The organism is Rhizobium sp. 'Codium 1' (assembly GCF_020889605.1).
Lineage (GTDB): Bacteria > Pseudomonadota > Alphaproteobacteria > Rhizobiales > Rhizobiaceae > Allorhizobium > Allorhizobium algae.
Genome location: NZ_JAJGPW010000003.1, coordinates 184,023 through 207,220 on the forward strand (window position 1 = coordinate 184,023; position 23,198 = coordinate 207,220).

The 23,198-nt window shown below is 61.0% G+C and carries 24 protein-coding genes; 10 read left to right on the forward strand and 14 right to left on the reverse strand.

Annotated features, from left to right (window positions below; genetic code table 11):
- The first annotated feature begins 47 nt into the window (after positions 1–47).
- The 3 genes from LJE98_RS10360 to LJE98_RS10370 all read left to right on the forward strand — a co-directional run bounded on the left by LJE98_RS10360 (position 48) and on the right by LJE98_RS10370 (position 4,218).
- Positions 48–761: an ABC transporter ATP-binding protein gene (locus LJE98_RS10360; protein WP_229575141.1), complete on the forward strand. Its 714-nt coding sequence runs from the start codon at positions 48–50 to the stop codon at positions 759–761.
- A complete protein-coding gene (locus LJE98_RS10365; RefSeq protein WP_229575142.1) occupies positions 758–3,304 on the forward strand; it encodes an ABC transporter permease in 2,547 nt (848 codons plus the stop codon). The genes LJE98_RS10360 and LJE98_RS10365 overlap by 4 nt, the downstream gene beginning before the upstream one ends.
- 176 nt (positions 3,305–3,480) lie before the next feature.
- On the forward strand, positions 3,481–4,218 hold the full coding sequence (locus LJE98_RS10370; protein WP_229575143.1) for a Bax inhibitor-1/YccA family protein: 738 nt from the start codon (positions 3,481–3,483) through the stop codon (positions 4,216–4,218).
- Between the two features lie 138 nt (positions 4,219–4,356).
- Here the strand turns inward: LJE98_RS10370 and LJE98_RS10375 are convergent, their stop codons facing one another.
- The 4 genes from LJE98_RS10375 to LJE98_RS10390 all read right to left on the reverse strand — a co-directional run bounded on the left by LJE98_RS10375 (position 4,357) and on the right by LJE98_RS10390 (position 9,282).
- A complete protein-coding gene (locus LJE98_RS10375) occupies positions 4,357–4,932 on the reverse strand; it encodes a CarD family transcriptional regulator (protein WP_229575144.1) in 576 nt (191 codons plus the stop codon).
- A gap of 384 nt (positions 4,933–5,316) precedes the next feature.
- A complete protein-coding gene (fdxA, locus tag LJE98_RS10380; RefSeq protein WP_102021031.1) occupies positions 5,317–5,655 on the reverse strand; it encodes a ferredoxin FdxA in 339 nt (112 codons plus the stop codon).
- A gap of 193 nt (positions 5,656–5,848) precedes the next feature.
- The gene (locus LJE98_RS10385; RefSeq protein WP_229575145.1) at positions 5,849–6,256 is read right to left on the reverse strand and encodes an RNA-binding S4 domain-containing protein; all 408 of its coding nucleotides are present in this window, start codon (positions 6,254–6,256) and stop codon (positions 5,849–5,851) included.
- Complete coding sequence (locus tag LJE98_RS10390; RefSeq protein WP_229575376.1) at positions 6,256–9,282, reverse strand: helicase-related protein; 3,027 nt, start codon at positions 9,280–9,282, stop codon at positions 6,256–6,258. Before LJE98_RS10390 ends, LJE98_RS10385 begins: the two co-directional genes overlap by 1 nt.
- A 377-nt stretch (positions 9,283–9,659) precedes the next feature.
- Between LJE98_RS10390 and LJE98_RS10395 the strand changes: the two genes are divergently transcribed.
- The 3 genes from LJE98_RS10395 to LJE98_RS10405 are packed head-to-tail and all read left to right on the forward strand — an operon-like array spanning position 9,660 to position 11,120.
- Positions 9,660–10,676, forward strand: a complete 1,017-nt coding sequence (locus LJE98_RS10395; RefSeq protein ID WP_229575146.1) for an alpha/beta fold hydrolase — start codon at positions 9,660–9,662, stop codon at positions 10,674–10,676.
- Positions 10,673–10,825, forward strand: coding sequence for a DUF3309 family protein (locus tag LJE98_RS10400; protein ID WP_229575147.1), 153 nt, complete (start codon positions 10,673–10,675; stop codon positions 10,823–10,825). Before LJE98_RS10395 ends, LJE98_RS10400 begins: the two co-directional genes overlap by 4 nt.
- A 40-nt stretch (positions 10,826–10,865) precedes the next feature.
- A complete protein-coding gene (locus LJE98_RS10405) occupies positions 10,866–11,120 on the forward strand; it encodes a glycine zipper domain-containing protein (RefSeq protein ID WP_054150342.1) in 255 nt (84 codons plus the stop codon).
- 211 nt (positions 11,121–11,331) lie between these two features.
- Here the strand turns inward: LJE98_RS10405 and LJE98_RS10410 are convergent, their stop codons facing one another.
- The 3 genes from LJE98_RS10410 to LJE98_RS10420 form a co-directional block, all read right to left on the reverse strand.
- Positions 11,332–11,685 (reverse strand): YunG family protein, encoded by a 354-nt coding sequence (locus LJE98_RS10410; RefSeq protein WP_229575148.1) that lies wholly within the window; start codon positions 11,683–11,685, stop codon positions 11,332–11,334.
- Positions 11,686–11,749: 64 nt separating this feature from the next.
- Complete coding sequence (locus tag LJE98_RS10415) at positions 11,750–12,475, reverse strand: beta-ketoacyl-ACP reductase (RefSeq protein WP_229575149.1); 726 nt, start codon at positions 12,473–12,475, stop codon at positions 11,750–11,752.
- A 146-nt stretch (positions 12,476–12,621) separates the two neighbouring features.
- A complete protein-coding gene (locus LJE98_RS10420) occupies positions 12,622–13,803 on the reverse strand; it encodes an acetyl-CoA C-acetyltransferase (protein WP_229575150.1) in 1,182 nt (393 codons plus the stop codon).
- A 224-nt stretch (positions 13,804–14,027) separates the two neighbouring features.
- On the opposite strand from LJE98_RS10420, the gene phaR reads away from it, so the two are divergent.
- Positions 14,028–14,606 (forward strand): polyhydroxyalkanoate synthesis repressor PhaR, encoded by a 579-nt coding sequence (gene phaR, locus LJE98_RS10425; protein ID WP_229575151.1) that lies wholly within the window; start codon positions 14,028–14,030, stop codon positions 14,604–14,606.
- 39 nt (positions 14,607–14,645) lie between these two features.
- Here the strand turns inward: phaR and LJE98_RS10430 are convergent, their stop codons facing one another.
- From LJE98_RS10430 to mtgA, 4 genes are all read right to left on the reverse strand, one after another.
- Positions 14,646–15,041, reverse strand: coding sequence for a hypothetical protein (locus LJE98_RS10430; RefSeq protein ID WP_229575152.1), 396 nt, complete (start codon positions 15,039–15,041; stop codon positions 14,646–14,648).
- Between the two features lie 134 nt (positions 15,042–15,175).
- Positions 15,176–15,361, reverse strand: coding sequence for a 50S ribosomal protein L32 (gene rpmF / locus LJE98_RS10435; RefSeq protein WP_006724402.1), 186 nt, complete (start codon positions 15,359–15,361; stop codon positions 15,176–15,178).
- A gap of 156 nt (positions 15,362–15,517) precedes the next feature.
- Positions 15,518–16,165 carry a glutathione S-transferase family protein gene (locus tag LJE98_RS10440; RefSeq protein WP_229575153.1) on the reverse strand — a complete coding sequence of 216 codons (648 nt, stop codon included), beginning with the start codon at positions 16,163–16,165 and terminating at the stop codon, positions 15,518–15,520.
- A gap of 71 nt (positions 16,166–16,236) precedes the next feature.
- On the reverse strand, positions 16,237–16,956 hold the full coding sequence (gene mtgA / locus LJE98_RS10445) for a monofunctional biosynthetic peptidoglycan transglycosylase (RefSeq protein ID WP_267499006.1): 720 nt from the start codon (positions 16,954–16,956) through the stop codon (positions 16,237–16,239).
- Positions 16,957–17,113: 157 nt separating this feature from the next.
- Between mtgA and LJE98_RS10450 the strand changes: the two genes are divergently transcribed.
- The 3 genes from LJE98_RS10450 to LJE98_RS10460 all read left to right on the forward strand — a co-directional run bounded on the left by LJE98_RS10450 (position 17,114) and on the right by LJE98_RS10460 (position 19,781).
- Positions 17,114–18,028, forward strand: coding sequence for a polyprenyl synthetase family protein (locus LJE98_RS10450; protein WP_229575154.1), 915 nt, complete (start codon positions 17,114–17,116; stop codon positions 18,026–18,028).
- Between the two features lies 1 nt (position 18,029).
- Positions 18,030–19,085: a histidinol-phosphate transaminase gene (gene hisC / locus LJE98_RS10455; protein WP_229575155.1), complete on the forward strand. Its 1,056-nt coding sequence runs from the start codon at positions 18,030–18,032 to the stop codon at positions 19,083–19,085.
- A gap of 63 nt (positions 19,086–19,148) precedes the next feature.
- Positions 19,149–19,781, forward strand: a complete 633-nt coding sequence (locus tag LJE98_RS10460) for a LysE family translocator (protein ID WP_229575156.1) — start codon at positions 19,149–19,151, stop codon at positions 19,779–19,781.
- A 55-nt stretch (positions 19,782–19,836) separates the two neighbouring features.
- On the opposite strand, the gene LJE98_RS10465 is transcribed toward LJE98_RS10460, so the two are convergent.
- The 3 genes from LJE98_RS10465 to LJE98_RS10475 form a co-directional block, all read right to left on the reverse strand.
- Positions 19,837–20,502 (reverse strand): OmpA family protein, encoded by a 666-nt coding sequence (locus LJE98_RS10465; RefSeq protein ID WP_229575157.1) that lies wholly within the window; start codon positions 20,500–20,502, stop codon positions 19,837–19,839.
- Between the two features lie 75 nt (positions 20,503–20,577).
- Complete coding sequence (gene ispG, locus LJE98_RS10470) at positions 20,578–21,843, reverse strand: flavodoxin-dependent (E)-4-hydroxy-3-methylbut-2-enyl-diphosphate synthase (RefSeq protein ID WP_229575158.1); 1,266 nt, start codon at positions 21,841–21,843, stop codon at positions 20,578–20,580.
- 123 nt (positions 21,844–21,966) lie between these two features.
- Positions 21,967–23,160 carry an MFS transporter gene (locus LJE98_RS10475; protein ID WP_229575159.1) on the reverse strand — a complete coding sequence of 398 codons (1,194 nt, stop codon included), beginning with the start codon at positions 23,158–23,160 and terminating at the stop codon, positions 21,967–21,969.
- Between the last annotated feature and the right edge of the window lie 38 nt (positions 23,161–23,198).

Genomic DNA, 23,198 nt, shown 5'->3' on the forward strand with positions numbered 1-23,198 from the left:
CCGCAGTGCAGCGGAGCATTGTCTCGTCAGATATAGGATGGCCGAGTGTGAGAAACAGCATCATCGAACTGAAAAGCGCCGATCTCACCCTGGGCAATGCCGCAGCCTCCGTTCACGTTCTGAAGAGCATCGACCTTTCCATCGCAGAAGGCGAGGCGGTCGGGATCGTGGGGCCATCCGGCTCGGGAAAATCGACGCTTTTGATGGTGCTCGCCGGACTGGAACGCCTCGACAGCGGTGAGATCCATGTCCGTGACACACCGCTCCATACGCTGAGCGAGGATCGGCTTGCGGATTTCCGCGGCAAGAACATCGGTATCGTCTTCCAGTCCTTCCATCTGATCGCCAACATGACTGCGCTCGAAAACGTCGCCGTTCCGCTGGAGCTTGCGAACGTGAAAGGCGCCTTCGACATCGCGCGCAAGGAATTGGATGCCGTCGGGCTTGGAGAGCGCCTCAGCCACTATCCCGGCCAGTTGTCCGGCGGTGAACAGCAGCGCGTCGCGATCGCCAGGGCGCTCGCACCCTCGCCCGCCGTTCTCATCGCCGACGAACCCACAGGCAACCTGGACACGGAAACCGGCCGGCAGATCGCCGATCTCCTCTTCACCAAGCAAAGCGAACGCGGGATGACACTGATCCTGGTGACCCACGACCCGTCACTCGCCGCCCGCTGCACACGCCAGATCCGTGTGGCCTCGGGCCAGATCGCGGGCGACAGCCGAAACGAGCAGGCCCGTCTCGCTTCGGTGCCAGCATGACATCGTTCGGCACGCGCTTCTCCGTCGCCTTCCGTATTGCGCTGCGCGAACTGCGCGGCGGACTGAAGGGCTTCTACATCTTCCTCGCCTGTATCGCGCTCGGCACCGGCGCCATTGCTGCGGTCAACTCCGTCTCGACGGCGATCACCGACGCCATCTCATCGGAAGGCCGCACGCTGTTGGCCGGGGATGTACGCTTCGAACTCGACAACCGTGAGGCGACACCGGAGGAACTGGCCTTCCTGGAGCGTTTCGGTGCGGTCTCGGTAACGACCAATCTGCGCTCCATGGCCCGTCTCGCCGACGGCTCCGATCAGTCGCTGGTGGAGATAAAGGCAGTCGACGAGGCCTATCCTCTCTACGGTAGCCTCGTAGCCGAACCCGATCAGCCGCTCGCCGAACTTTTGGCCTCGACCGGGGGAGCCTATGGCGCAGTCGTCGCCCCGCTCCTTCTCGACCGCATGAACATCAAGGTCGGCGACGAATTGCTGGTCGGCAACGCCCGCTTTCGGATCAACGGCACAATTGTCACTGAACCCGACTCGATCTCCGATGGCTTCGGATTTGCACCGCGTTTCCTGACCAGCCGTGAAGGACTGCTTTCAAGCGGCCTCGTGACGACCGGCAGCCTCATTGAACACGCTTACAAGATCCGCTACGCCGCGCCGGCGCCTACGGCCGAGGCGATCCGCGAACAGGCCCAGGCGGAGTTCCCGACGGCCGGCTGGTCCATTCGCGGCAGCGACCGTGCAGCCCCTGCCCTCACCGAGAATGTCGAGCGCTTCTCACAATTCCTGACGCTCGTCGGGCTCACGGCGCTGGTGGTTGGTGGCGTCGGCGTCGCAAATGCGGTTCGCGCCTTCCTCGACTCCAAGCGGACGGTCATCGCCACGCTGAAATGTGTCGGCGCTCCGGCCTCCGTCGTGGTGATGGTCTACCTGATCCAGATTACACTCGTCGCATCGATCGGCATTCTGGCCGGCCTTGCGCTGGGTGTAATCGCACCACCGATCGTCGCGAGCTACCTCTCTGGAATCTTGCCCATTTCCGCTGAAGCGACCATCTATCCACGCGCCCTGCTTCTCGCGGCCGTGTTCGGCATGCTGGTTACTTTTGCCTTTGCGATCCTGCCGCTCGGACATGCAAGGAAAGTCCCGGCAACCGCGCTGTTCCGGGAACAGGGCTTCGAAGCCGCCGGCCTGCCGTCCTGGCCCTATCTGCTTGCCATGGCACTGGCGCTCGGCGCACTTGCGGCTCTGGCCATCTTCACATCCGAACAGCAACGGATCGCGACGATCTTCCTGGCGGCCATGGCGGCCGGCTTCGTGCTGCTTCGGGTGGTCGCCATGGGAATTGCCTGGGTCGCCAGGCGCAGCCCCCGGATTCACTCGGCCGCTCTGAGGATGGCGGTAGGCAATATTCATAGGCCCGGTGCGCTGACGCCCGCAGTGACACTGTCACTCGGCCTCGGCCTCAGCCTGCTCGTCGCACTGGCGCTGATCGACGGCAACCTTAGACGTGAACTGACCGGAAACCTGCCGGAGCGTGCGCCGAACTTCTTCTTCGTCGACATCCAGAGCGGCGAAATCGAAGGCTTCAGCACGTTGGTGGAAAGCATGGCGCCACAGGGCAAGCTGATCGAGGTGCCGATGCTGCGCGGCCGCATTGTCGAACTCAACGGTGTCGATGTGGCCAAGGTCGAGGTACCACCGGAAGGACGCTGGGTTCTACGCGGTGACCGAGGCCTCACCTATGCGCGCAACATTCCCGAGAACAGCACCGTCACCGAAGGCGAGTGGTGGACGGATGACTATACCGGCGAGCCGCTGGTTTCCTTTGCGGAGGAGGAAGGCCGTGAACTGGGCCTGAAGATCGGCGACACGATCACGATCAATGTGCTCGGCCGCAACATCACGGCAAGGATCGCCAACTTCCGCTCGGTCGAGTGGGAGAGCCTGTCGATGAACTTCGTCATGGTCTTCTCGCCCAACACATTTGCCGGAGCGCCCCATGCCTGGCTCGCAACCCTGATCGATCAGGATGCAACCGCGGCCCAAGAGGCATCGATCCTGCGCTCTGTCACCCAGCAGTTTCCGACGATCACCACCGTCCGCGTCAAGGATGCGCTCGACATCGTGGATCGTCTCGTCGGGCAGTTGGCGACCGCAATCCGCGCCGCAGCCGCCATTGCCCTGATCGCCTCGGTCCTCGTTCTGTCGGGCGCGCTTGCCGCGGGCAACCGGGCACGCACACATGATGCCGTCATCCTCAAGACGCTGGGGGCGACGCGTGCCATGCTGATCCGTGCCTTCACCTATGAATATATGCTGCTCGGCGCAGCGACGGCAGTCTTCGCCCTGATCGCAGGCGGCGGGATCGCATGGTTCGTCTTGACCCAGATCATGAACCTGCCGTCGAGCTTCCTGCCCGACGTCGCGCTGATGACGCTCGTGATCGCGCTCGTCGTCACGATCGGCATCGGCCTCGCCGGAACGTGGCGCATTTTGGGTCAGAAGGCAGCACCTGTCCTGCGGGAGCTGTAAAGGACCAGGGCGGACACCGGCATAGTCCGCCCAGGATTACCGCGATTTAAGCTTGCGGCCCTTGTCGATGACACGGGAACCCCTCATATTAAGGCCACGCATGCTGGGCTTCGCAGCGGTGCGGGGGTCATTACATGGCTCTACCGTCCAACATCGAAGCTTTGAGAGAGGAAAACATGTCCGAACTTCGCAACTATCAGAGCCGCACGGGTCAGACCCAGTCGGCCACGATGATCGACGAAGGTCTGCGCGCCTATATGCTGAAGGTCTACAACCTGATGGCACTGGGCCTCGCCATCACTGGTATCGCAGCCTTCGCCACCTTTCAGATGGCCGTTTCCAACGGCGAATTGACCGCGTTCGGCCAGGCCATCTTCCTGAGCCCGTTGAAGTGGGTGGTCATCCTGGCGCCGGTCGCCATGGTGTTCTTCCTGAGCTTCCGCATCCACAAGATGAGTGTCGCAGCCGCGCAGACAACCTTCTGGGTCTATGCCGCTATGATGGGTCTGTCCCTGTCGTCGATCTTCCTGATCTACACGGGCGCCAGCATCGTCCAGACCTTCTTCGTCACCGCAGCTTCGTTCGGCGCCCTGTCGCTCTATGGCTACACGACCAAGCGTAATCTGTCGGCCATGGGCTCATTCCTGATGATGGGTCTCTTCGGTCTGATCATCGCTTCGCTGGTCAATCTTTTCATGGCCTCGTCGGCCCTGGACTTCGCGATCTCCGTGATCGGCGTGCTGATCTTCGCCGGTCTGACGGCTTACGACACCCAGGCGATCAAGGAGTCCTACCACGAGAGCCACTCAAGCGAGATGGCAGGCCGCAACGCCATCATGGGTGCGCTGCGTCTCTATCTCGACTTCATCAACCTCTTCCTGTTCATGCTGCGCTTCCTCGGAAACCGCGAGTAGTCGATAGGGTCGACCCTCTGGAAAACCCCGCTTCGGCGGGGTTTTTCTTTGCCCGCACCACGGCCCATGCCTGCTGCAGACATAAAAAAACCTCCGGCTCTCGCCGGAGGTTTTTCCATGACCATGCACTGAAGCAGCTTACGCGGCTTCTTCTTCCTGGGTATCGTCTTCCTCGACCGTCTTGCCACGCTTGGGGCCCTTGGCGAGGTTGACCTCGACAAGGCGAACGGCTTCCGTCTCGGACATCTTGTTCACGGCGGCGATTTCACGAGCCATACGATCAAGCGCGGCTTCGTAAAGCTGACGCTCGGAGTAAGACTGCTCGGGCTGGTTTTCGGCGCGGAACAGGTCACGAACAACTTCAGCGATCGAGATCAGGTCACCGGAATTGATTTTGGCATCATATTCCTGCGCACGACGCGACCACATTGTGCGCTTCACACGGGCCTTGCCCTGCACAACCTTCAACGCACGATCGACGAAATCAGTCTCCGACAGCTTGCGCATCCCGATGCTCACGGCCTTGGCGACCGGAACCTTCAGGCGCATCTTGTCCTTCTCGAAATCGATTACGAAAAGCTCAAGCTTCATGCCGGCGACTTCTTGCTCATCGATGGCGGTGATGGTACCCACGCCATGGGCGGGGTATACGATCGACTCGCCGGTCTTGAAACCGTGGCGCGCCGAGGAACTCTTTTTCTGCTGGGTCGTCATTCTATTCAAATACTCCCTGTTTTGCTCCCGGCGAGATGCCGGCGCCGGGTCGGTCAGGCCCGGATGAGACGACAAGACTGCGAAACTTGTCATCCTGATCCAGTCCGTCACGCAGTTGAACATCACCTAGTCGCGACAGAGACACGACACGAGCAGTGTCGCCGACGTCACGGAAATCGCGCTTTGGTGAAGTTGCTTTCGTGGTGGTTCAGGGCATAGCTATGCCGCAAAGTGGAACAGTTCCAAGAGGCTATCACAAAAAGACGAGGAAATCAATATTTTAGTGCAGTGCGCCACAATCGTGACGCACCGGACAACGAATCCGACTTTAAGTAATGGAATCGCACGCAGGATCTGCGCCAGCCATCGACAGGAGGTGGCCTGTCAGTCTCCGGAGCCCGGATTTTCCGAGAAGAACTGCTCGAATTTGCCGTCGACGCCGTCCATTTCCTTGGCTTCCGGCATCGGCTCCTTCTTCACCGTGATGTTCGGCCAGATCTTTGCGTAATCGGCATTGATTTTCAGCCACTTGTCGAGACCCGGCTCGGTATCGGGCTTGATCGCCTCAGCAGGACATTCCGGCTCGCACACGCCGCAGTCGATGCATTCATCCGGATGGATGACGAGGAAGTTCTCGCCCTCGTAGAAGCAATCGACGGGGCAGACCTCGACACAATCGGTATATTTGCAGCGAATGCAGTTGTCGGTGACGATATAGGTCATGCGGCACTCCAGGATGACGTTCTCGAACGGCAGGCGAGGGGCGAATATCGGGTCATTCCGTCAGGGCTGACACCCCGCTCGGAAGGCTCGCGCCCCGCCGGAAAAATTCTGTCGGACGGCATGTGAGCTAAAGCGGAATCCCGGCCAAGGCAAGGATAAACACCCTCAATTCTGGCGGCTTTGTAGAAATTTTCTAATCCGCAGACCAATCCGGCTCGCCGCGTAGATCATCAAGTGCGCGGCGCTCCTTTTTGGTCGGCCTCCCGGCTCCTGGAGCCCGAACACCCGGCTCAGAAGGTGTGAAGGGCTTCTTTTCAGGTGGAGGCGAGAAGTCCTCGTACAGGAGTTTGGCTTCCTCATAGGGCCCGCGCCTGTCGCCAGGCAGCTTCACGACAAGAACGAGTTTGCGTTCAGAAATGGCAATCTCCAGCCTGTCACCGGGCTTGACCTGATAACTGACCTGGCGGACCTTCTGCCCATTGATACTGACGTGGCCAGCAGTCACGCACTCCTGCGCGAGACTGCGTGATTTTGTCACACGGGCAAAGAAGAGCCACTTGTCGATGCGCTGACGCGAACCGCTCTGTGGCTTCTCCTTCATTACTTCTTCAGCTGCTCCTTGAGAGCGGCAAGCTTGGCAAAGGGCGAATCCGGATCGAGCGGCTTTTCCTTGCGCGGTGGCTTTGCTTCGAAGCGGGACGGCTGCGACTTGTTGTTGTCACGCTCGGGACGCGGTCCGCGGTCCTTGCGATCGCCCCGATCCTGACGATCACCCTTGCCGGCGGACTTGCCGCGATTGTCGGAACGGCGATCGTCGCGACGGCCTTCGCCACGATTCTCGCCAGCAGCCTCGGCACCTTCACGCGGCGCCGGATTGCGCTGGCCCTGCGGGCGACGATCACCACCCGGACGGCCGGCGCCACGCTGGTTGTCGCTACGACCACCCGGACGCCAGAGAAGAACGGGCTTCGGCTCAGTCGGCTCGGCCGGCTGCTCTTCGGCAGCGGCAGGCTCAGCCACTTCAGCGGCAACCGCTGCAGCAGGCTCTTCGGTCACGGCAGCCGGCGCCTCGCCTTCGGCAGATGCCTCGGCGGATTGATCGGCATCATCGACGGCAACGTCGCTCTTTTCGGCAACCGCCGGAGCCTCAGCCGCCACAGAGCCGGTCTGTGCAGCAAGGAAGGCAGCAGCCTCTTCGGCCGAAACGCTGTCGGCACGATAGCCGAGACCCTTCAGGATCTCTTCCATGTCGTCAGGCGTTGCACCCAGAATGGAGAGCATGGCCGTCGTCGTCGTGAAGCGGCGGCCGTCATAGGCACCATCAGGACGCGCCGGCGAACCCGGTTTCCACTGCAGGAGCGGGCGGATCAGGTCGGCGAGACGCTCGAGGATATCGATGCGAACAGCACGCTTGCCGAGGAAGCGGAAGCCTGCGAGCTTGTAGAACATGCGCTCGAAGCTCGGATCGGTGACCACCGAGGTGCGGCCAGCGGCGAGCACGGGGATCAGATCGCCGTAACCCGGCTTGTCGAGGCCGTCGTTCTTGAGCGCCCAGAGCAGTGTGATGAGCTCGGCCGGGGCCGGCTTCAGCAGTGCCGGCATGAAGATGTGGTAGGCGCCGAAGCGCACGCCATAGCGACGCATGGAGGCGCGACCATCCTGGTCGAGCGTCTTGACATCGTCTGCCACGTCACGCCGGAAGAGCACGCCGAGATTTTCAACGAGCTGGAAGGCGAGGCCCTTGGCCAGACCCTGCAGATCTTCTGCGCGCGACAGGTCGTCGAGCGGCTTCAGCACAGTCGAGATATGGTGATTCACAAAGCGCTCGACACGCGCCGCGACATGGTCGCGCGCAATGCCGGTCAGCTGTTCATCGGCAAGCAGGATCACGCGCGGATGAAGAATATGGTCGGTGCCGATGAGACGCGCCACCGGATCGCCCAGCCAACGCACAAGGCCATCGGATCCGATGACGAGGTCATTATTGCCGGAAGCATGAAGGCGCGCAGCGCGCGCTTCGAACTCGAGCGCCAACGCCTTGTAGGCGGCCGCCTGGACAGCCTTCGCGTCCGGCCCCTCCATGCCGGAGATCGGCGTGAACCGGAAACCGGCGAGTTGTCCCATGGCATGGCCTTCCACGAAGACATCACCGTTCACACTGATTTCAGCTTCCAACATCGCATTCTCTCTCAAGCGCTTCATGAGCACAGATGTCCTGCGATCAACAAAGCGTTTCGTCAACCGTTCATGTAACGCATCGGACAATCGGTCTTCGATTTCCCGCGTCTTTTCTTGCCAGTGTGTCGGATCGGCAAGCCAACCGGGTCGGTTCGACACATAGGTCCAAGTTCTAATCTGCGCAATCCGCGCCGACAGCGTATCGATCTCGCCATCAGTCCGATCTGCCCGGCGTACCTGTTCGCCGAGGAAATCCTCGTTGACGGTGCCGCGCCTGACGAGATCGAAGTAGAGGCTCTGAATCAGATCTGCATGCTGTGCAGGTGTAATACGCCGATAGTCGGGCAGCGCACAGGCCTCCCAGAGCTTTTCGACGCGATCGGGTCGGTCGGTGATGTCGGATATCTCGGGATAGCGCGACAGATACTCCAGTGCCTGCTGGTCCGTCGCCGGCAGAGCACGGGTCAATCCTTCGATGCGAGGCACTGCATCGAGACTTCGCCGCAGTCCCGCAATCGACGAAAAATCGAATTTTTCCGTCCGCCATTGCAGAACCTTGACCTGATCGAACTGATGCGTTTCCAGGCGCTCCACCAGCTCGTCGTCGAACGGATCGACACGGCCCGTCACGCCGAACGTGCCATCCTTGATGTGGCGGCCGGCTCGCCCGGCGATCTGGCCGAGCTCGCCCGGATTGAGATTGCGGAACTGGTATCCGTCGAACTTGCGGTCCTGGGCGAAGGCGACATGATCGACATCGAGGTTCAGGCCCATGCCGATGGCATCGGTCGCAACGAGGTATTCGACATCGCCTTCCTGGTAGAGGCCAACCTGGGCATTGCGGGTCCGCGGGCTGAGCGCGCCGAGAACGACGGCTGCACCGCCACGCTGGCGGCGGATCAGTTCGGCGATCGCATAGACTTCGTCGGCGGAGAAGGCGACTATCGCTGTGCGCTGCGGCAGGCGGGTGATTTTTTTCTGGCCGGCATAAAACAGCTGGGAGAGCCTTGGCCGCTCGACGATGGTAATCCCTGGCAGAAGCTGGATCAGGATCGATTTCATCGTTGCCGACCCGAGCAACAGCGTCTCCTCGCGTCCTCTCAGGTGCAGCAGGCGGTCGGTGAAGATGTGGCCACGCTCGAGGTCGCCAGCCAGCTGGATTTCGTCAATCGCGACGAAGGCCGCTTTGGTCTCGCGCGGCATCGCCTCGACCGTGCAGACGGAAAACCGGGCATTCGGGGGACTAATCTTCTCTTCGCCGGTGACCAGCGCGACATTCTGCGCACCGACCCGTTCGACGACACGCGTATAGACTTCGCGGGCAAGCAATCTCAGCGGCAATCCAATGATGCCGGACCCGTGCGCGACCATGCGTTCGATCGCAAAGTGGGTCTTGCCGGTATTGGTTGGCCCCAGCACAGCACTCACGCCGCGGCCACTCAGGATCATGGGTTGGGTATTCAAAGACCGCTCCGCTTGTCGGGACCGCGCGTCGTCCGCAATCCGGCGCCCTTGGCCAACAAATGGAGGCTGACAGGGGCAAAGGCAAGGCGCTTGTGGCGATCACCCCAGAATTCCGTCCAAACCCTTGATCAGAATCAGTTTTTGGTTTCGGGAACACTCTGGGAACGAATCAGCGACGAATCAACGACTCGCCCAGATTCAGGCTTTGTTCACGGCTAGATGTCGATGGCCTGCCCCATGATCCCTACCATATCCTGAATCGATAAATCCACTTCGCTGTCCTTCCACCGATCAGAATGGCAGGTGGAACCTATGGAACATTCGCACCGCGGCGCACGTTGCTTTGGCCGAGGTACACTGCGATGACACTTCAACCACCACCTCCGGACTGGATCGGAATAACTGACGCAGGACAGGAGTTTGTCCTGATTCATGGCATGGTCATGGCACCATCCTTCTGGCGGACCTATGCCCCGCAGCTCGCCCGGCACGGGCGAACGGCAGCCTACCCGCTTCCGGGGCACTATCCGTGGATTCTGGACGAGCCTGGCCAGGTGATCGGGCCTCATGACGTGGTCGAAGCCTATGCGACGGCAATCCGTCGCGATTTCGGCGGTCGCCCCGTCAACCTCATCGGTCACTCCACCGGCGGCTTCGTCTCGCTGCTCTTTGCGCTTCATCATCCCGAATTGGTCAAGTCGATCACGCTGATCGGCGCCTTTGCCTGCGGACGTTTCGAGGGACAGGAGCGGCTGCCCGCGCGGCTGCTCCGGGTTCCGCGTGTCGGCGCCTTCCTGTTCGGTCAGTTCTTTCGTCGATGGATAGCGACCCAGGAACAGTTTCGCTGGGGATCGATTGAATGTGTGTATGACAAGGGATGTCCCTGGCAGGACAATCGCGCGGTCGAGGCGATGGAAGATGTGCGTCTCGAGCTCAAGAGAGCGCGCCCGGAAGACATTGCAGCCTGTATCCGCTTCATGTCTGCGACCACGCTCGTCAAAGACCTGCCCCGCATCAGCGTCCCGGTACTGAACCTCGTAGGCGCCAATGATGCAATCGTTCCGCCGGCACACCAGCTACGGGTTTCGAAACTTTTGCCTCAGGCACAAACCGTAATCCTGCGCGATTGCGGCCACCTTCCCATGGTCGAACATCAGGCCCGAACAGACCAGGCGATCTCGGCTTTCCTTTACGGTCTCTCGACGATGCCGGCCGCCTCGGCCCCATTGGCGGCTGCCTCGCGGCGCGCCTCGGCAATCGCCGGACTGCATCGGCTTCTTGGCAGCCTGGCAGGACCGATGGAACAATCCGCAAGCCGTGGCGTTCTTCCGGCACAAGACTGGAATATCCACCACGGCTTAGGAGAGGGCCCCCAATGAGCACCATTCTCATCGTCATTCTAATTCTGCTGCTGATCGGCGTATTGCCGACCTGGGGGCATAGTCGCAGCTGGGGCTACGGCCCGTCCGGCGGCCTGGGCCTCGTACTTCTCATCCTCATCATCCTGATGTTGATGGGTCGAATTTGACCTGAAGTAACACCAACTCGACGTGAAAAGGTTTAAGACGATGAAAAAGACCCTTTTGGCACTTGCATTGATCGCCCCACTCGCCGGCTGCACGGCGACCGAACGTGGCGCCGGCATCGGCGCTGCTTCCGGCGCAGTCATCGGCGGCGTGGCAACCGGTAATGTCCGCGGCGCAGCCATTGGTGCAGGCGTCGGTGGCGTTGCTGGCGCCCTTATCGGCAATTCGCAGGAACGCCGCGGCTACTGCGTCTACCGCAACCGCTATGGCGAGACCTACGAAGCGCGCTGCCGCTAATAAGCATAACGAGAGAAAAGCCGCCGATCCCCAGGGCTCGGCGGCTTTTTTGTGCCCCGCGTTAACCTGTCGATCAAAGCCGGAACGAATCGACGACGAATCGCGGACGCTATCATCTTCCCGGTTTGTTCACTGCTATATATTGTTTAATAACAATTGGTTAACCATAGAGAGCGGTGGATATTAGGAATTCCGCGCACGGTTGCAGGGTTCAATCGTTAACAGGAAGCCCGAGCCTTCCGCGCAAGGCGCGATACTGTTCCGGATCGGTATCGGACATCGCTTCTTCCCGATCCGAGGGTAGATCCTCGTAGTCGATCGAATCAGCAAACTGGCGGGATGTGAAGTCGAAGCGGCAACCATCAATTAGGTTGTAGAAGTGCGGCAACTGTTGAAGGCGCGTCTTCAAAATCTGGCCACCAAATACGTCCTGGACAACAAGGCTAGTGACAGCACACTGGCCCCTCGCCGGATTGTCCAAAGACCAAAGGCTAGAGGTCTCACGCGACCAAGCATTTGTGAGACGGTCGGCAAATTGCTCAAGATCTACGACTGATTGAATCATGCGCTTCCCAGAAACGAACAAGGCCGGCGAAAGGCCGGCCTCGAAGTCACACCCTCTCCGTCGCTTACACGAAGAACTGGCCGCCATTGGCCGAAATCGTCGATCCGGTGATGAAGCCGGCATCATCGGAGGCGAGGAAGACGACGCAACGCGCGATCTCCTCCGGTTCACCGAGCCGACCGACCGGGATCTGTGGAATGATCCGCTCGTTCAGCACCTTTTCCGGAATGGCGCGCACCATTTCTGTCCCGATATATCCCGGGCAGATGGCATTGACGGTAATCCCCTTCGCCGCCCCTTCCTGGGCCAGCGCCTTGGTAAAGCCGAGATCGCCGGCCTTGGCGGCGGAATAGTTGGCCTGCCCCATCTGCCCTTTCTGGCCGTTGATCGAGGAGATGTTGATGACACGCCCGAAGCTGCGATCGCGCATCCCGGTCCAGACCGGATGCGTCATGTTGAACAGACCGGTCAGGTTGGTATTGATCACTTCGCCCCACTGGTCCGGCGTCATCTTGTGGAACATGGCGTCCCGCGTGATGCCCGCATTGTTGACCAGCACCTCGACCGGGCCGAGAGCCGCCTCGACCGCAGTGATCCCGTCGACGCAGGCCTGATAGTTCGAGACGTCCCACTTGAAGACCGGAATGCCGGTTTCCGCCTCGAAGGCCTTGGCCTTCTCCTCGTTGCCGGCGAAGTTTGCGGCCACCTTGTATCCGGCATTCTTCAAGGCGGTCGAGATAGCTGCACCTATTCCGCGCGTGCCGCCCGTCACCAAAGCCACTCTGCTCATGCTGTCCTCCCCGTTTTTTCTATATGGTTTTCGTCTGGATCAATCGCTGCGGTTCCCGTCGCAACGGCATGGTCTGACCATCCCGGCTACCAACCGGGACAGAGTTCGCTGTTCATTGGTGAGCGGTGCCATTCTGGCTGCCCGGATCAGAAAGCCTCGAGGCACATGGCAACGCCCATGCCACCGCCGATGCAGAGCGTCGCGAGGCCCTTTTTGGCGCCACGGCGCTTCATTTCGAACAGAAGCGTGTTCAGAATACGCGCACCCGACGCGCCAACCGGGTGGCCGATCGCGATCGCACCTCCGTTGACGTTGACGATCGACGTATCCCAGCCGAGATCCTTGTTGACGGCGCAGGCCTGTGCCGCGAAGGCTTCGTTGGCCTCGACCAGGTCGAGATCGGAAATCTTCCAGCCGGCCTTTTCGAGCGCCTTGCGGGATGCGGGAATGGGGCCCGTGCCCATGATCTTCGGATCGACGCCGGCGGTGGCCCAGGAAACGATCCGGGCGAGAGGCACAATACCACGACGCGATGCCTCGGCCTCGGTCATCAGCAGAGAGGCGGCGGCTCCGTCATTGAGGCCGGATGCGTTGCCGGCCGTGACCGAGCCTTCCTTGTCGAAGGCCGGCTTCAGCTTCTGCATGCTTTCAAGCGTGGCACCGTGGCGGATGTATTCATCCTGGTCGACGGTGATGTCGCCCTTGCGGCTCGGCACTATAACCGAAACGATTTCATCCTTGAAACGGCCGGCGAGCTGCGCGGCTTCCGCCTTGTTCTGTGAGGCGACCGCGAATGCGTCCTGCTCCTCGCGGGTCAGCTGCCACTGGCGGGCGACGTTTTCTGCGGTCGTGCCCATGTGATAGCCGTAGAAGGCGTCCGTCAGGCCGTCTTTGATCATGGTGTCGATCATCTTCATGTCGCCCATCTTCGTGCCGTTGCGTAGATGTGCGCAATGCGGCGCCATGGACATGGATTCCTGACCGCCTGCAATGATGATCCGGGCATCGCCAGCCGCGATCTGTTGCATGCCGATAGCAACGGCGCGCAGTCCCGAACCGCAAAGTTGGTTAAGCCCCCAGGCCGTGGCTTCCTGGGGAATGCCGGCTTTCATGGCGGCCTGACGGGCCGGGTTCTGGCCCTGACCTGCAGTCAGGATCTGGCCGAGGATGACTTCATCGACTTCACCGGCCTCGACGCCCGCACGCTCCAGCACGGCCTTGATGGCAATGGCGCCGAGGTCATGCGCCGCGACGGAGGCCAACGCCCCGTTGAAAGATCCGACCGGAGTTCTGGCAGCGCTCGCGATGACGATGGACGGGGTGCTCATGGACGTCTCCTCGGGTTTTATGATTGAGAAGAAACTGACAAAGACTGTCGTCGGTGTCAAACAGGATAAACCCCGCGATCTCGTTCTTTGGTTGCGCTTGCCTGTCTTTCGTCAAATGCCGATCCTGCAACGCACAAAGAGATTGTCACCAGACTGAATTTGCGCTTACACTCCTCCCCGGGAAGAGCAAAAACAAACAGAAAACGACGGGTTAGGAGACCGAAATGGCAAAAGCCGATGGCGAAATCGTTATCAAGAAATACGCCAATCGACGCCTCTACAACACCGGGACAAGCACCTATGTCACCCTCGAGGATCTGGCCAAGATGGTCAAGAAGGGGGAGGACTTCCTGGTGCAGGACGCCAAGTCCGGTGATGACATTACACATTCCGTTCTGACCCAGATCATTTTCGAGCAGGAATCGAAGACCGGCAACACGCTGCTGCCAATCTCGTTCCTGCGCCAGCTCATCAGCTATTATGGCGATCAGATGCAGATGGTCGTGCCGAGCTTTCTCGAGCATTCGATGAAGGCTTTCACCGAGCAGCAGACCCAGATGCGCGAGCAGATGACCAACGCCTTCGGCGACCATCCACTGTCCAAGAACATGCAAATGCCTATCCAGCTGTTGGAAGAGCAGGTGAAACGCAACACCGACATGTTCCAGCAGGCCATGCAGATGTTCTCGCCCTTCCTCGGCGGCCAGCAGCCTGCCAAGGAGACAAAGAAGGCGGAAGCCAAGGACATCGATGAACTCAAGGAGCAGTTGCGCTCCCTGCAGAACAAGCTCGACAATCTTTGAAGAAACTAAAGGCCCCGCGACGGGCCTTTGATGGCGGGCTCAGAGCCCGATCGATACATCCCGGCCAGCTGCCCGGTTGGAGATCGTAAAGCCTGCGACGACATCGATGAAAGCGATGACCATCAAGCTGAAGAAGAGCTGTGTGGCTGCATCGCGCACGAGCAGGAATTCCACCAGGAACCCGACAAAGACCAGCATCGACAGCATATGGTTCATCAGTGAACCGCGACTACTCAGCGTGGACTTGAGCATCTCGAAAAACAGGCACACGAGGGCGGAGAGGATCACGAGATCACCCAGCGTCATCGTCCATACCGCCCCAGACAGCATCGGAACGGTCATGATCACGCCGGAAAAGGCGGTGACGCCGCTGCCGAGCATGACGGCATTGTAGAAGATGAAGGGGACGATCATCAGCGGCACGGCAATCAGCATGCGGGATCCTTCCTGGAAATACGATCCCGCCCGGTTGAGCGGCAATCGTCCCCGCGATTTAACTATGCCTAATCTGAAATGAAAAGGCCGGCGCAAGCGCCGGCCCTTCGAAACAGTCTGTCAAAGCGCAGAAATTATGCGCTTTCCTTCGGCGTCAGAACCTGACGACCGCGATACATACCGGTCTTCAGATCGATATGGTGCGGGCGGCGCAGTTCGCCGGAGTTCTTGTCTTCGACATAGGTCGATGCCTTCAGCGCGTCAGCAGAGCGGCGCATACCGCGCTTGGACGGGCTTGTTTTTCTTTTTGGTACAGCCATTTTCGTTACTCCACGTGACGGGCAAAACGGGTTTATTCGGCCTCGATGAGGCCGGGAAAAACCCGTCTCGAACTCGGAATTTGGCGGGCTTATACATGGCCGAAGTGGGTTTGACCAGTCCCCAGGTCACTTTTTTCGTATCTGGGACAGGCCCGATCAGGCCTCGTCCTCGGGTACAATCCAGGACTCGGCAAGCGCCGCCTCTTCCCAGGCCCGCCAGGCCGGATGCGCACGCATCGCATCCATATAGGCTATCGTCTCGGCATCGCAAACCAGATCATAGGCGCTGAAGCGATTGACCACAGGCGCAAACATGGCGTCGGCCGCAGAAAACGCACCAAACAGGAAGGGGCCGCCGGAGCGATGAAGCATGTCGCGCCAGATCGTTTCGATCCGGGCAACATCGGCCGTGACACCGCCGGGCAATTCGATCGCCTTGATGGGGCGGCGCAGGTTCATCGGACAGGCACCGCGCAGAGCCCGAAAGCCGGACAGCATTTCCATGGCGATGGAGCGGGCCAGCGAGCGGCTCTCGCGATCTGCAGGCCAGAGCCCGGCATCGGGATAAAGCTCGGCAACATATTCGATGATGGCAAGCGATTCCCAGACACGAACCGTACCATGGTGCAACACCGGCACCCGCCCAGTCGGCGACAATTCCAAAAACCGCGGATGGGTAGCACCTGGCCCGAACGGGATCAGTTCCTCGCGAAACGGAACCCCAGCTGCAGTCATTGCGATCCACGGCCGGAACGACCAGGAGGAATAGTTCTTGTTGGCGATGTAAAGGGTCAGCTCGTCCACGACGCTCTCCGAACAGTTGAGCGCCAACCTAGACCCAAAGTCCGGTTGCGGACCAACGAAAGCTTCTGATCTCAATCATAAAGGCAGGTGATGTAATCACCCGAAGCGCGGGCCCGACGGTCCACGACGTTTGCCAGACGCTTCAGACCAGGTCCCGGCTTGCTCGCCACGCGGTCGATCGGATTGGGCAGGGAGACGGCAAGCAGTGCCGCCTGCTGACGGCTGAGCTTTGCGGCAGAGGTTTTGAAATGGTATCGCGCGGCAGCCTCGATCCCGTAGATCCCAGGGCCCCACTCCGCGACATTGAGATAGATCTCCATCATGCGCTGCTTGGGCCAGACCGTGTCAGCGGCCATGGCAAGTGGCAGCTCCAGGCCCTTGCGGACAAAGGATCGCCCGTTCCAGAGGAATAGGTTCTTCGCCGTCTGCATCGGGATGGTGCTCGCACCCCGCGTCGCCTCTCCCGCCATCGCGTCGTCGATGACGGACTGGAGCTGGTTCCAGTCGACCCCGCCGTGATTGCAGAACTGACCGTCCTCCGACATCATGACGGCGCGCACGAGATTGGGCGATATGTCCTCGAAATCGACCCATCGGCGGTCATACCCCTTCAATGTCGCAAGATCTGCCAGCATCAAGGTGGACACCGGACGGACAAACTCCGCACGGTACAGCAGGATCAGCACATAGGGCCCAAGGAGCAAAAGAAGAAATGCGATGACTGCGGCCCGGATGATCCGGGGCCGCCGCCTCCGCTCTGCCGCCGGCGCAACCTGCTCGTCTTGCTTCAATGCCTCGACTTCCAGTATCAATGAGGTGGGGCCGTGATCGATGATGATCCCTCTTAACGGCCCCGCGACGAAATGACCAGACGGGCCACCGCCGGAAGCCCTTCTCCACTGTCAATTTCCCGTTGCCAGTCAGGGGGCAGCGTGCCAAATAGCCGGCATGATCAAGAGCGCCGAGACCTTCGAACAGAGCTTGTCCGCCTATGCCGAGATCGTCGCGGCGAGGCTTGCCACGCTGTTGGACGGAAGTCCACGTCCGGCGGAGATCGCGCGTCCCGGCCGGTTGATCCAAGCCATGCATTATGGCGCCCTCAATGGCGGGAAGCGGCTGCGCCCCTATCTCGTGATGCAGGCGACGCGCCTTTTCGGCGGAAACGATGACGCCGCCTTGCAGGTCGGCTGCGCACTTGAATGTCTGCACAGCTATTCCTTGGTTCATGACGACCTGCCGGCCATGGACGACGACGACCTGCGCCGCGGAATGCCGACGGTGCACAAGCAGTACGACGAGGCGACCGCAATCCTCGCGGGCGATGGCCTGCTCACCTATGCCTTCGACATCATCGCGTCGCCGGAAACTCCCCTTCCTGACGCTGCCAAGGTGATGCTCGTGCTCGAGCTCTCGCGCGCAGCCGGAATCGGGGGCATGGCCGGTGGCCAGATGCTCGACCTTGCCGCCGACGAGGAACAGCCGGACGAGGAGGGCATCGTCAGACTTCAGGCCATGAAGACGGGTGCACTGCTGCGTTTTGCTTGCGAGGCGGGCGCCATCATCGCCAGTCGGCCTGCAGAAGATCGCGATCGCTTGCGCAGGTTCGGCGAGATCGTCGGCCGGGCCTTCCAGGTCGCTGACGATCTCCTCGATGTGACCTCGGATGCCGCGACCCTCGGCAAGGCAACTGGCAAGGACGCGGCTCGGGGAAAGGCAACTCTCGTCGGTCTCAGGGGCACGGACTGGGCGCGTGCGGAGCTGGACCGTCTTGTCGCCGAGGCCAATGCGCTGCTCGATCCCTACGGATCCGAAGCTGATCCGCTAAAGGAAGCCGCCCATTTCATCGCCTACAGGAAGAAGTAAGATGAGCCGTTTCTGGTCGTCCGCCGTCCACGCGCTGGAGCCCTATGTCGCCGGCGAACAGCCGAAGATCCCAGGCCTCGTGAAGCTCAACACGAACGAGAGCCCCTACGGACCGTCGCAACAGGTGCTGGACGCGATCGCAGCGACATCGGGCGACCGTCTACGTCTCTATCCCGATCCGGCCTCCACGGGCCTGCGTGAGGCAATCGCCAAGCGCTACGGCCTGACGATGGACGAGGTTTTTGTCGGCAATGGCTCGGACGAAGTCCTGGCCTTTACCTTCGCCGCCCTGCTCAAGCACGACGCACCCCTGCTCTACCCTGATATCACCTACAGCTTCTACAAGACCTATGCCCGGCTGTTCGAGGTGAAGGTCGAGGAGATCGCGCTGGATGACGGCCTGCAGGTCCGCATCGGCGATTACGACCGCCCCTGCGGCGCCATCATCCTTGCCAATCCCAATGCACCGACCGGTATCGCACTGCCTCTCTCGGACATCGAGAGGCTTGTCGCCGCCCACCCGGATCAGGTCGTCGTCATCGATGAAGCCTATGTCGACTTCGGCGCCGAGACCGCAGCGTCGCTGATCCCGCGCCATGAGAATCTGCTCGTCGTCCAGACCTTCTCCAAGTCCCGCTCGCTCGCAGGCCTCCGCGTCGGCTTCGCACTTGGCCAACGACCGTTGATCGAGGCGCTGGAGCGAATGAAGGACAGCTTCAACTCTTATCCGGTCGACATGATCGCCCAGGCGGCTGCGACAGCCTCGATCGAGGATGAGACCTGGTTCGACGAAGCCCGTGGCAAGATCATCGCCAATCGCGAGATGGTGACGGAGGCGCTCCGATCGCGCGGCTTCGAGGTCCTCCCGTCCAAAACCAACTTCGTCTTTGCCCGCCACCCCGCGCACGAGGGGGCCGATCTTCAGAAGGGTCTCCGCGAGCGCGCTGTTCTGGTCCGGCACTTCAACAAGCCGCGCATTTCCGATTTTCTCCGCGTGACCATCGGCACGACAGAGGAATGCCATCAGTTTCTGAAGGCAATCGATCAAATCATCTGACGTGTGCCGATTGCCGCAAGCGTCTAATCTCCGGCTTATCGCAGCGTAAGCCGGAGCCTTGCCGTGACTGTCATTCTTGAACACTGGCCGCAGGTCGTGGCCGCTTATCTCGTTTATCTTTTCGCGGTCCTGAGCCCCGGACCGGCGACCATGGCGATCGCGTCTGCTTCACTCGGCCAGGGACGTCGGCACGGACTGACGATCGCAGCCGGCATCTTCTGTGGCTCCATGACCTGGGCGATCGCGGCCGCTCTCGGCCTTGCCGCCATACTCTCGCAATATGCGCAGGCCCTGATCCTGATGCGGATCCTCGGCGGTCTCTATCTGCTCTATCTCGCCTGGCGCGCGTTCCGCTCCGCTGCAAGCCGGATCGACCCGCTTCGCATCAGCAAGGCAACAGCGAGCCTCAAGCGCACCTTTCTCATGGGTTATGCGATCCACCTGACGAACCCCAAGGCGATCTTCGCCTGGCTGGCCATCATTTCGCTCGGCCTGCCGGCCGACGCGACGCCGCTCGCGGTCGCCATCATCGTCTGCGGCTGCCTCGCGACCGGCTTCACCATCTTCATGGGCTATGCGCTGCTGTTCTCGACCTCCGGCGCACTCCGCATCTACCGCGCAGCGCGTCGCTACATCGACGGGACGCTTGCCGTCCTCTTCACCTTGGCCGGCGTCAAGCTGCTCACCTTCCGCTGAAACGAAAAAGGCGCCGCACGGATGCAGCGCCTCTGTTCCAGCACGTGGGTAGATCTCAGCCCTGGGTGAGCGGAGAGATCTGGATTTCCACGCGACGGTTCTGTGCGCGGCCATCCGGTGTGGCGTTCGAAGCGACCGGCTGGTTCGGGCCGAAGCCGACAGCCGAAACGCGCCGGGGATCGACGCCCTGGCTGTTGAGATACCCGGCAACCGACATGGCACGGCGTTCGGACAGACCCTGGTTATAGGCCTGACTGCCGGTCGAATCGGTATGGCCGTTGATGTCGACCAGCGTGCGGTCGAACTTGCGCAGCACGATCGCAACCGAATTCAAGGTCGGGTAGAACTGCGGAAGCACCGCATCCTGATCCGTGTTGAAGGTGATATTCGACGGCATGTTGAGGATGATGCGGTCGCCGACGCGGGTGACCGAAATGCCGGTGCCCTGCAACTGGGCGCGCAGTTCCGACTCCTGCTGGTCCATATAGTTGCCGATCGCGCCACCTGCGAGCGCACCGACGCCAGCACCGATCAGTGCCGCATTACGACGGCCAACGGGCGAACCGCCGACGGCCAGACCACCGAGCGCGCCGACCGCCGCACCGATGGCAGCGCCACCGGCGGTGTTGGACACCTTTTGCTGGCCGGTATAGGGGTCGGTCGTCGTGCAGGCGCTGAGATAGGTCGCGCACAGCGCGAGGATAGCGAACTTCTTGATCATGCTCGGTGTCCCTCCAGGATTCGGCTGATCATCCGTCAACCGTGAAATTGCGGCAATAAAAAGTTGCCGCCAAGCTCACTCCGCCGCGGACTTTTGTCCATAGCGTTTCTCGATATAGTCCGCGACCAGCGTTTCGAAATCCGCCGCGATGTCTGGACCGCGAAGCGTCATCGCCTTTTCGCCGTCGATGAAAACAGGTGCCGCAGGGTTTTCGCCGGTCCCCGGAAGCGAGATGCCGATATCGGCATGTTTGCTCTCGCCGGGGCCGTTGACGATGCAGCCCATGACCGCGACGTTGAGCCCCTCGACACCGGGATACTTGTCGCGCCAGACCGGCATGTTCTTCCGCAAGTCGCCCTGGATTTTCTGGGCGAGCTCCTGGAAGACGGTCGAGGTTGTGCGGCCACAACCGGGACATGCGGCAACCACCGGCACGAACTGGCGGAAGCCCATGACCTGCAGCAGCTCTTGCGCCACCTGGACCTCCCGTGTGCGGTCCCCGTTCGGTTCGGGGGTCAGGGAAACGCGAATGGTGTCGCCGACGCCATGCTGCAGCACGTATCCCATGGCAGCCGAGGAAGCGACAATGCCCTTCGAGCCCATGCCGGCCTCGGTCAGGCCGAGGTGCAGCGCATGGTTCGAGCGCTCCGCCAGCATCGAATAGACGGCGATCAGGTCCTGCACCTGGCTGACCTTGGCGGACAGGATGATGCGGTTGCGCGGCAAGCCGATCTCTTCGGCCAGTTCGGCCGATAGCAGCGCCGATTGCACGATCGCTTCGCGGGTCACCTGCCGGGCCGACAACGGCGAACCCTGGCCTGCGTTTTCATCCATTAGCCGGGTGAGCAGCTCCTGGTCAAGCGAGCCCCAGTTCACCCCGATGCGGACGGGCTTGTCGTAGCGGATCGCCATCTCGACGATCTCCGCAAACTGCTTGTCCTTCTTGTCCTTGAAGCCGACATTGCCCGGATTGATACGATACTTCGCCAACGCCTCCGCACAGGCCGGGTGATCGGCGAGCAGCTTGTGGCCGATATAGTGAAAGTCGCCAATCAGAGGCACATCCAAGCCGAGTCGCAACAGGCGCTCACGGATCTTCGGCACGGCAGCGGCACTCTCGTCACGGTCGACAGTGATGCGCACGACTTCGGAGCCCGCCTTGTAGAGCGCGGCAACCTGGGCGACCGTCGCATCGACATCGGCCGTGTCGGTATTGGTCATCGACTGGACGACGACCGGAGCGCCTCCGCCGATAATGACCCCACCAACGTCAACTGCGACCGAGGAACGGCGCGGCTGCGGATCATAGATGTCAGCGGGCTGGATGATGGGTGCGGTCATGGCTGTTTCTCTGCAAGCCTCAATCGCCATGGAGGTGGATCAAAGCCGTTCGCTTGTCAACCGCCAGCCTCCCGAGCTGCAATCACATCCGCATGTCAGGCCTGAAGCCCGTCGGGCCACATCTCAGTGGCCCGTCGCCCTGTCAGCATGGCGGGCAAGCCTGGAAAGAGCCAGAACGACGATTAGCAACGAGGGGATCGCCGTGTAGACCGTCGACAGCGAGGTGTATTCGGCAATGAAGCCGATCAACGAGGGCGCGAAGAGGATGCCCGAATAGCCCATGGTGGTGACAACGGCGAGCCCGACACCCGGCGCAAGCCCGGGAATATTGCCGCCGGCGGAAAAGGCGATTGGCACCATGTTCGAGATCCCGATGCCGGTGATGGCAAAACCGATCAGCGCCAGCGTCACATCGCCGGACTGACCCGCGATGACAAGGCCGATGATCGCCGCAACACCGCAGAAGCGCAGGGTGTTGACCGCACCGAACCGGTCTCGAACGAAATCGCCTGCAAATCGGCAGACGGCCATGGTGAAGGAGAAAGCGGCAAAGGCAAAGCCGGACATTTCGGTCGAGGCATTCAGCTCGTTGCGCAGATAGAGGGCGCTCCAGTCGAGCACGGTCCCTTCGGGGATCATGCAGAAGAGGGCGATCGTCCCGATTAGCCAGGGCAGTGGCGTCATCGGCAGCTTGGCCTTGGCCGGCTCATCGGTGGCATGCGGCGCATCAGCCAGGATCATCGGGCGTGCCACAAGAAACAGGACGAGGCAAACAGCCGCAAGCAGCAGCACATGGCCGAAGGCGCCGAGCGTGGCAATCAGGAAACCGCCCGTCGCGGCACCGCAAAGTCCACCCAGGCTCCAGAAAGCGTGGCAGGAAGACATGATCGAACGGCGCATGTTGCGCTCGACCTCGACGGCATTCGCATTCATCGCCACATCCATCGCCCCGGTCAGGCCGCCAAACAGGAAGATGGCAACGGCGCCCGTCCAGATATTGTCAACCAACGTCACGAGCACGATGGTCGGGATGAACAGCAGCGTGGCGATCTCGACCACGCGACGCGACCCGTAGCGGGCGATCTGCATGCCCGCGATTGGCATCATCACCAGCGAGCCGATGCCGAACACGAAGATCATCACACCGAGCAACAGCTCTGTAAGGCCTAGCGCCTGAGAGAAGAACGGGATCTTCGGCGCCCAGGCACCGATGACGAGGCCGTTCAGGAAAAACAGCAGCGCGACCGCAACCCTCTCCCGGGTAACGATGGGCGCCGGTAACGCCGAAGTTTGGATAGTCTGTGAAATGTCGTTCATGGCCTGCTCCCAGAGTCGGGCGCACTGTAATTAAATCG

What these genes read in the sequence shown, in the direction of transcription:
- LJE98_RS10365 (WP_229575142.1), top strand. Translation starts at nt 758, where the DNA reads ATGACATCGTTCGGCACGCGCTTCTCCGTCGCCTTCCGTATTGCGCTG.
- LJE98_RS10370 (WP_229575143.1), top strand. Translation starts at nt 3,481, where the DNA reads ATGTCCGAACTTCGCAACTATCAGAGCCGCACGGGTCAGACCCAGTCG.
- LJE98_RS10375 (WP_229575144.1), bottom strand. Translation starts at nt 4,932, where the DNA reads ATGACGACCCAGCAGAAAAAGAGTTCCTCGGCGCGCCACGGTTTCAAG.
- fdxA (WP_102021031.1), bottom strand. Translation starts at nt 5,655, where the DNA reads ATGACCTATATCGTCACCGACAACTGCATTCGCTGCAAATATACCGAT.
- LJE98_RS10385 (WP_229575145.1), bottom strand. Translation starts at nt 6,256, where the DNA reads ATGAAGGAGAAGCCACAGAGCGGTTCGCGTCAGCGCATCGACAAGTGG.
- LJE98_RS10390 (WP_229575376.1), bottom strand. Translation starts at nt 9,282, where the DNA reads ATGATCCTGAGTGGCCGCGGCGTGAGTGCTGTGCTGGGGCCAACCAAT.
- LJE98_RS10395 (WP_229575146.1), top strand. Translation starts at nt 9,660, where the DNA reads ATGACACTTCAACCACCACCTCCGGACTGGATCGGAATAACTGACGCA.
- LJE98_RS10400 (WP_229575147.1), top strand. Translation starts at nt 10,673, where the DNA reads ATGAGCACCATTCTCATCGTCATTCTAATTCTGCTGCTGATCGGCGTA.
- LJE98_RS10405 (WP_054150342.1), top strand. Translation starts at nt 10,866, where the DNA reads ATGAAAAAGACCCTTTTGGCACTTGCATTGATCGCCCCACTCGCCGGC.
- LJE98_RS10410 (WP_229575148.1), bottom strand. Translation starts at nt 11,685, where the DNA reads ATGATTCAATCAGTCGTAGATCTTGAGCAATTTGCCGACCGTCTCACA.
- LJE98_RS10415 (WP_229575149.1), bottom strand. Translation starts at nt 12,475, where the DNA reads ATGAGCAGAGTGGCTTTGGTGACGGGCGGCACGCGCGGAATAGGTGCA.
- LJE98_RS10420 (WP_229575150.1), bottom strand. Translation starts at nt 13,803, where the DNA reads ATGAGCACCCCGTCCATCGTCATCGCGAGCGCTGCCAGAACTCCGGTC.
- phaR (WP_229575151.1), top strand. Translation starts at nt 14,028, where the DNA reads ATGGCAAAAGCCGATGGCGAAATCGTTATCAAGAAATACGCCAATCGA.
- LJE98_RS10430 (WP_229575152.1), bottom strand. Translation starts at nt 15,041, where the DNA reads ATGCTGATTGCCGTGCCGCTGATGATCGTCCCCTTCATCTTCTACAAT.
- rpmF (WP_006724402.1), bottom strand. Translation starts at nt 15,361, where the DNA reads ATGGCTGTACCAAAAAGAAAAACAAGCCCGTCCAAGCGCGGTATGCGC.
- LJE98_RS10450 (WP_229575154.1), top strand. Translation starts at nt 17,114, where the DNA reads ATGATCAAGAGCGCCGAGACCTTCGAACAGAGCTTGTCCGCCTATGCC.
- hisC (WP_229575155.1), top strand. Translation starts at nt 18,030, where the DNA reads ATGAGCCGTTTCTGGTCGTCCGCCGTCCACGCGCTGGAGCCCTATGTC.
- LJE98_RS10465 (WP_229575157.1), bottom strand. Translation starts at nt 20,502, where the DNA reads ATGATCAAGAAGTTCGCTATCCTCGCGCTGTGCGCGACCTATCTCAGC.
- ispG (WP_229575158.1), bottom strand. Translation starts at nt 21,843, where the DNA reads ATGACCGCACCCATCATCCAGCCCGCTGACATCTATGATCCGCAGCCG.
- LJE98_RS10475 (WP_229575159.1), bottom strand. Translation starts at nt 23,160, where the DNA reads ATGAACGACATTTCACAGACTATCCAAACTTCGGCGTTACCGGCGCCC.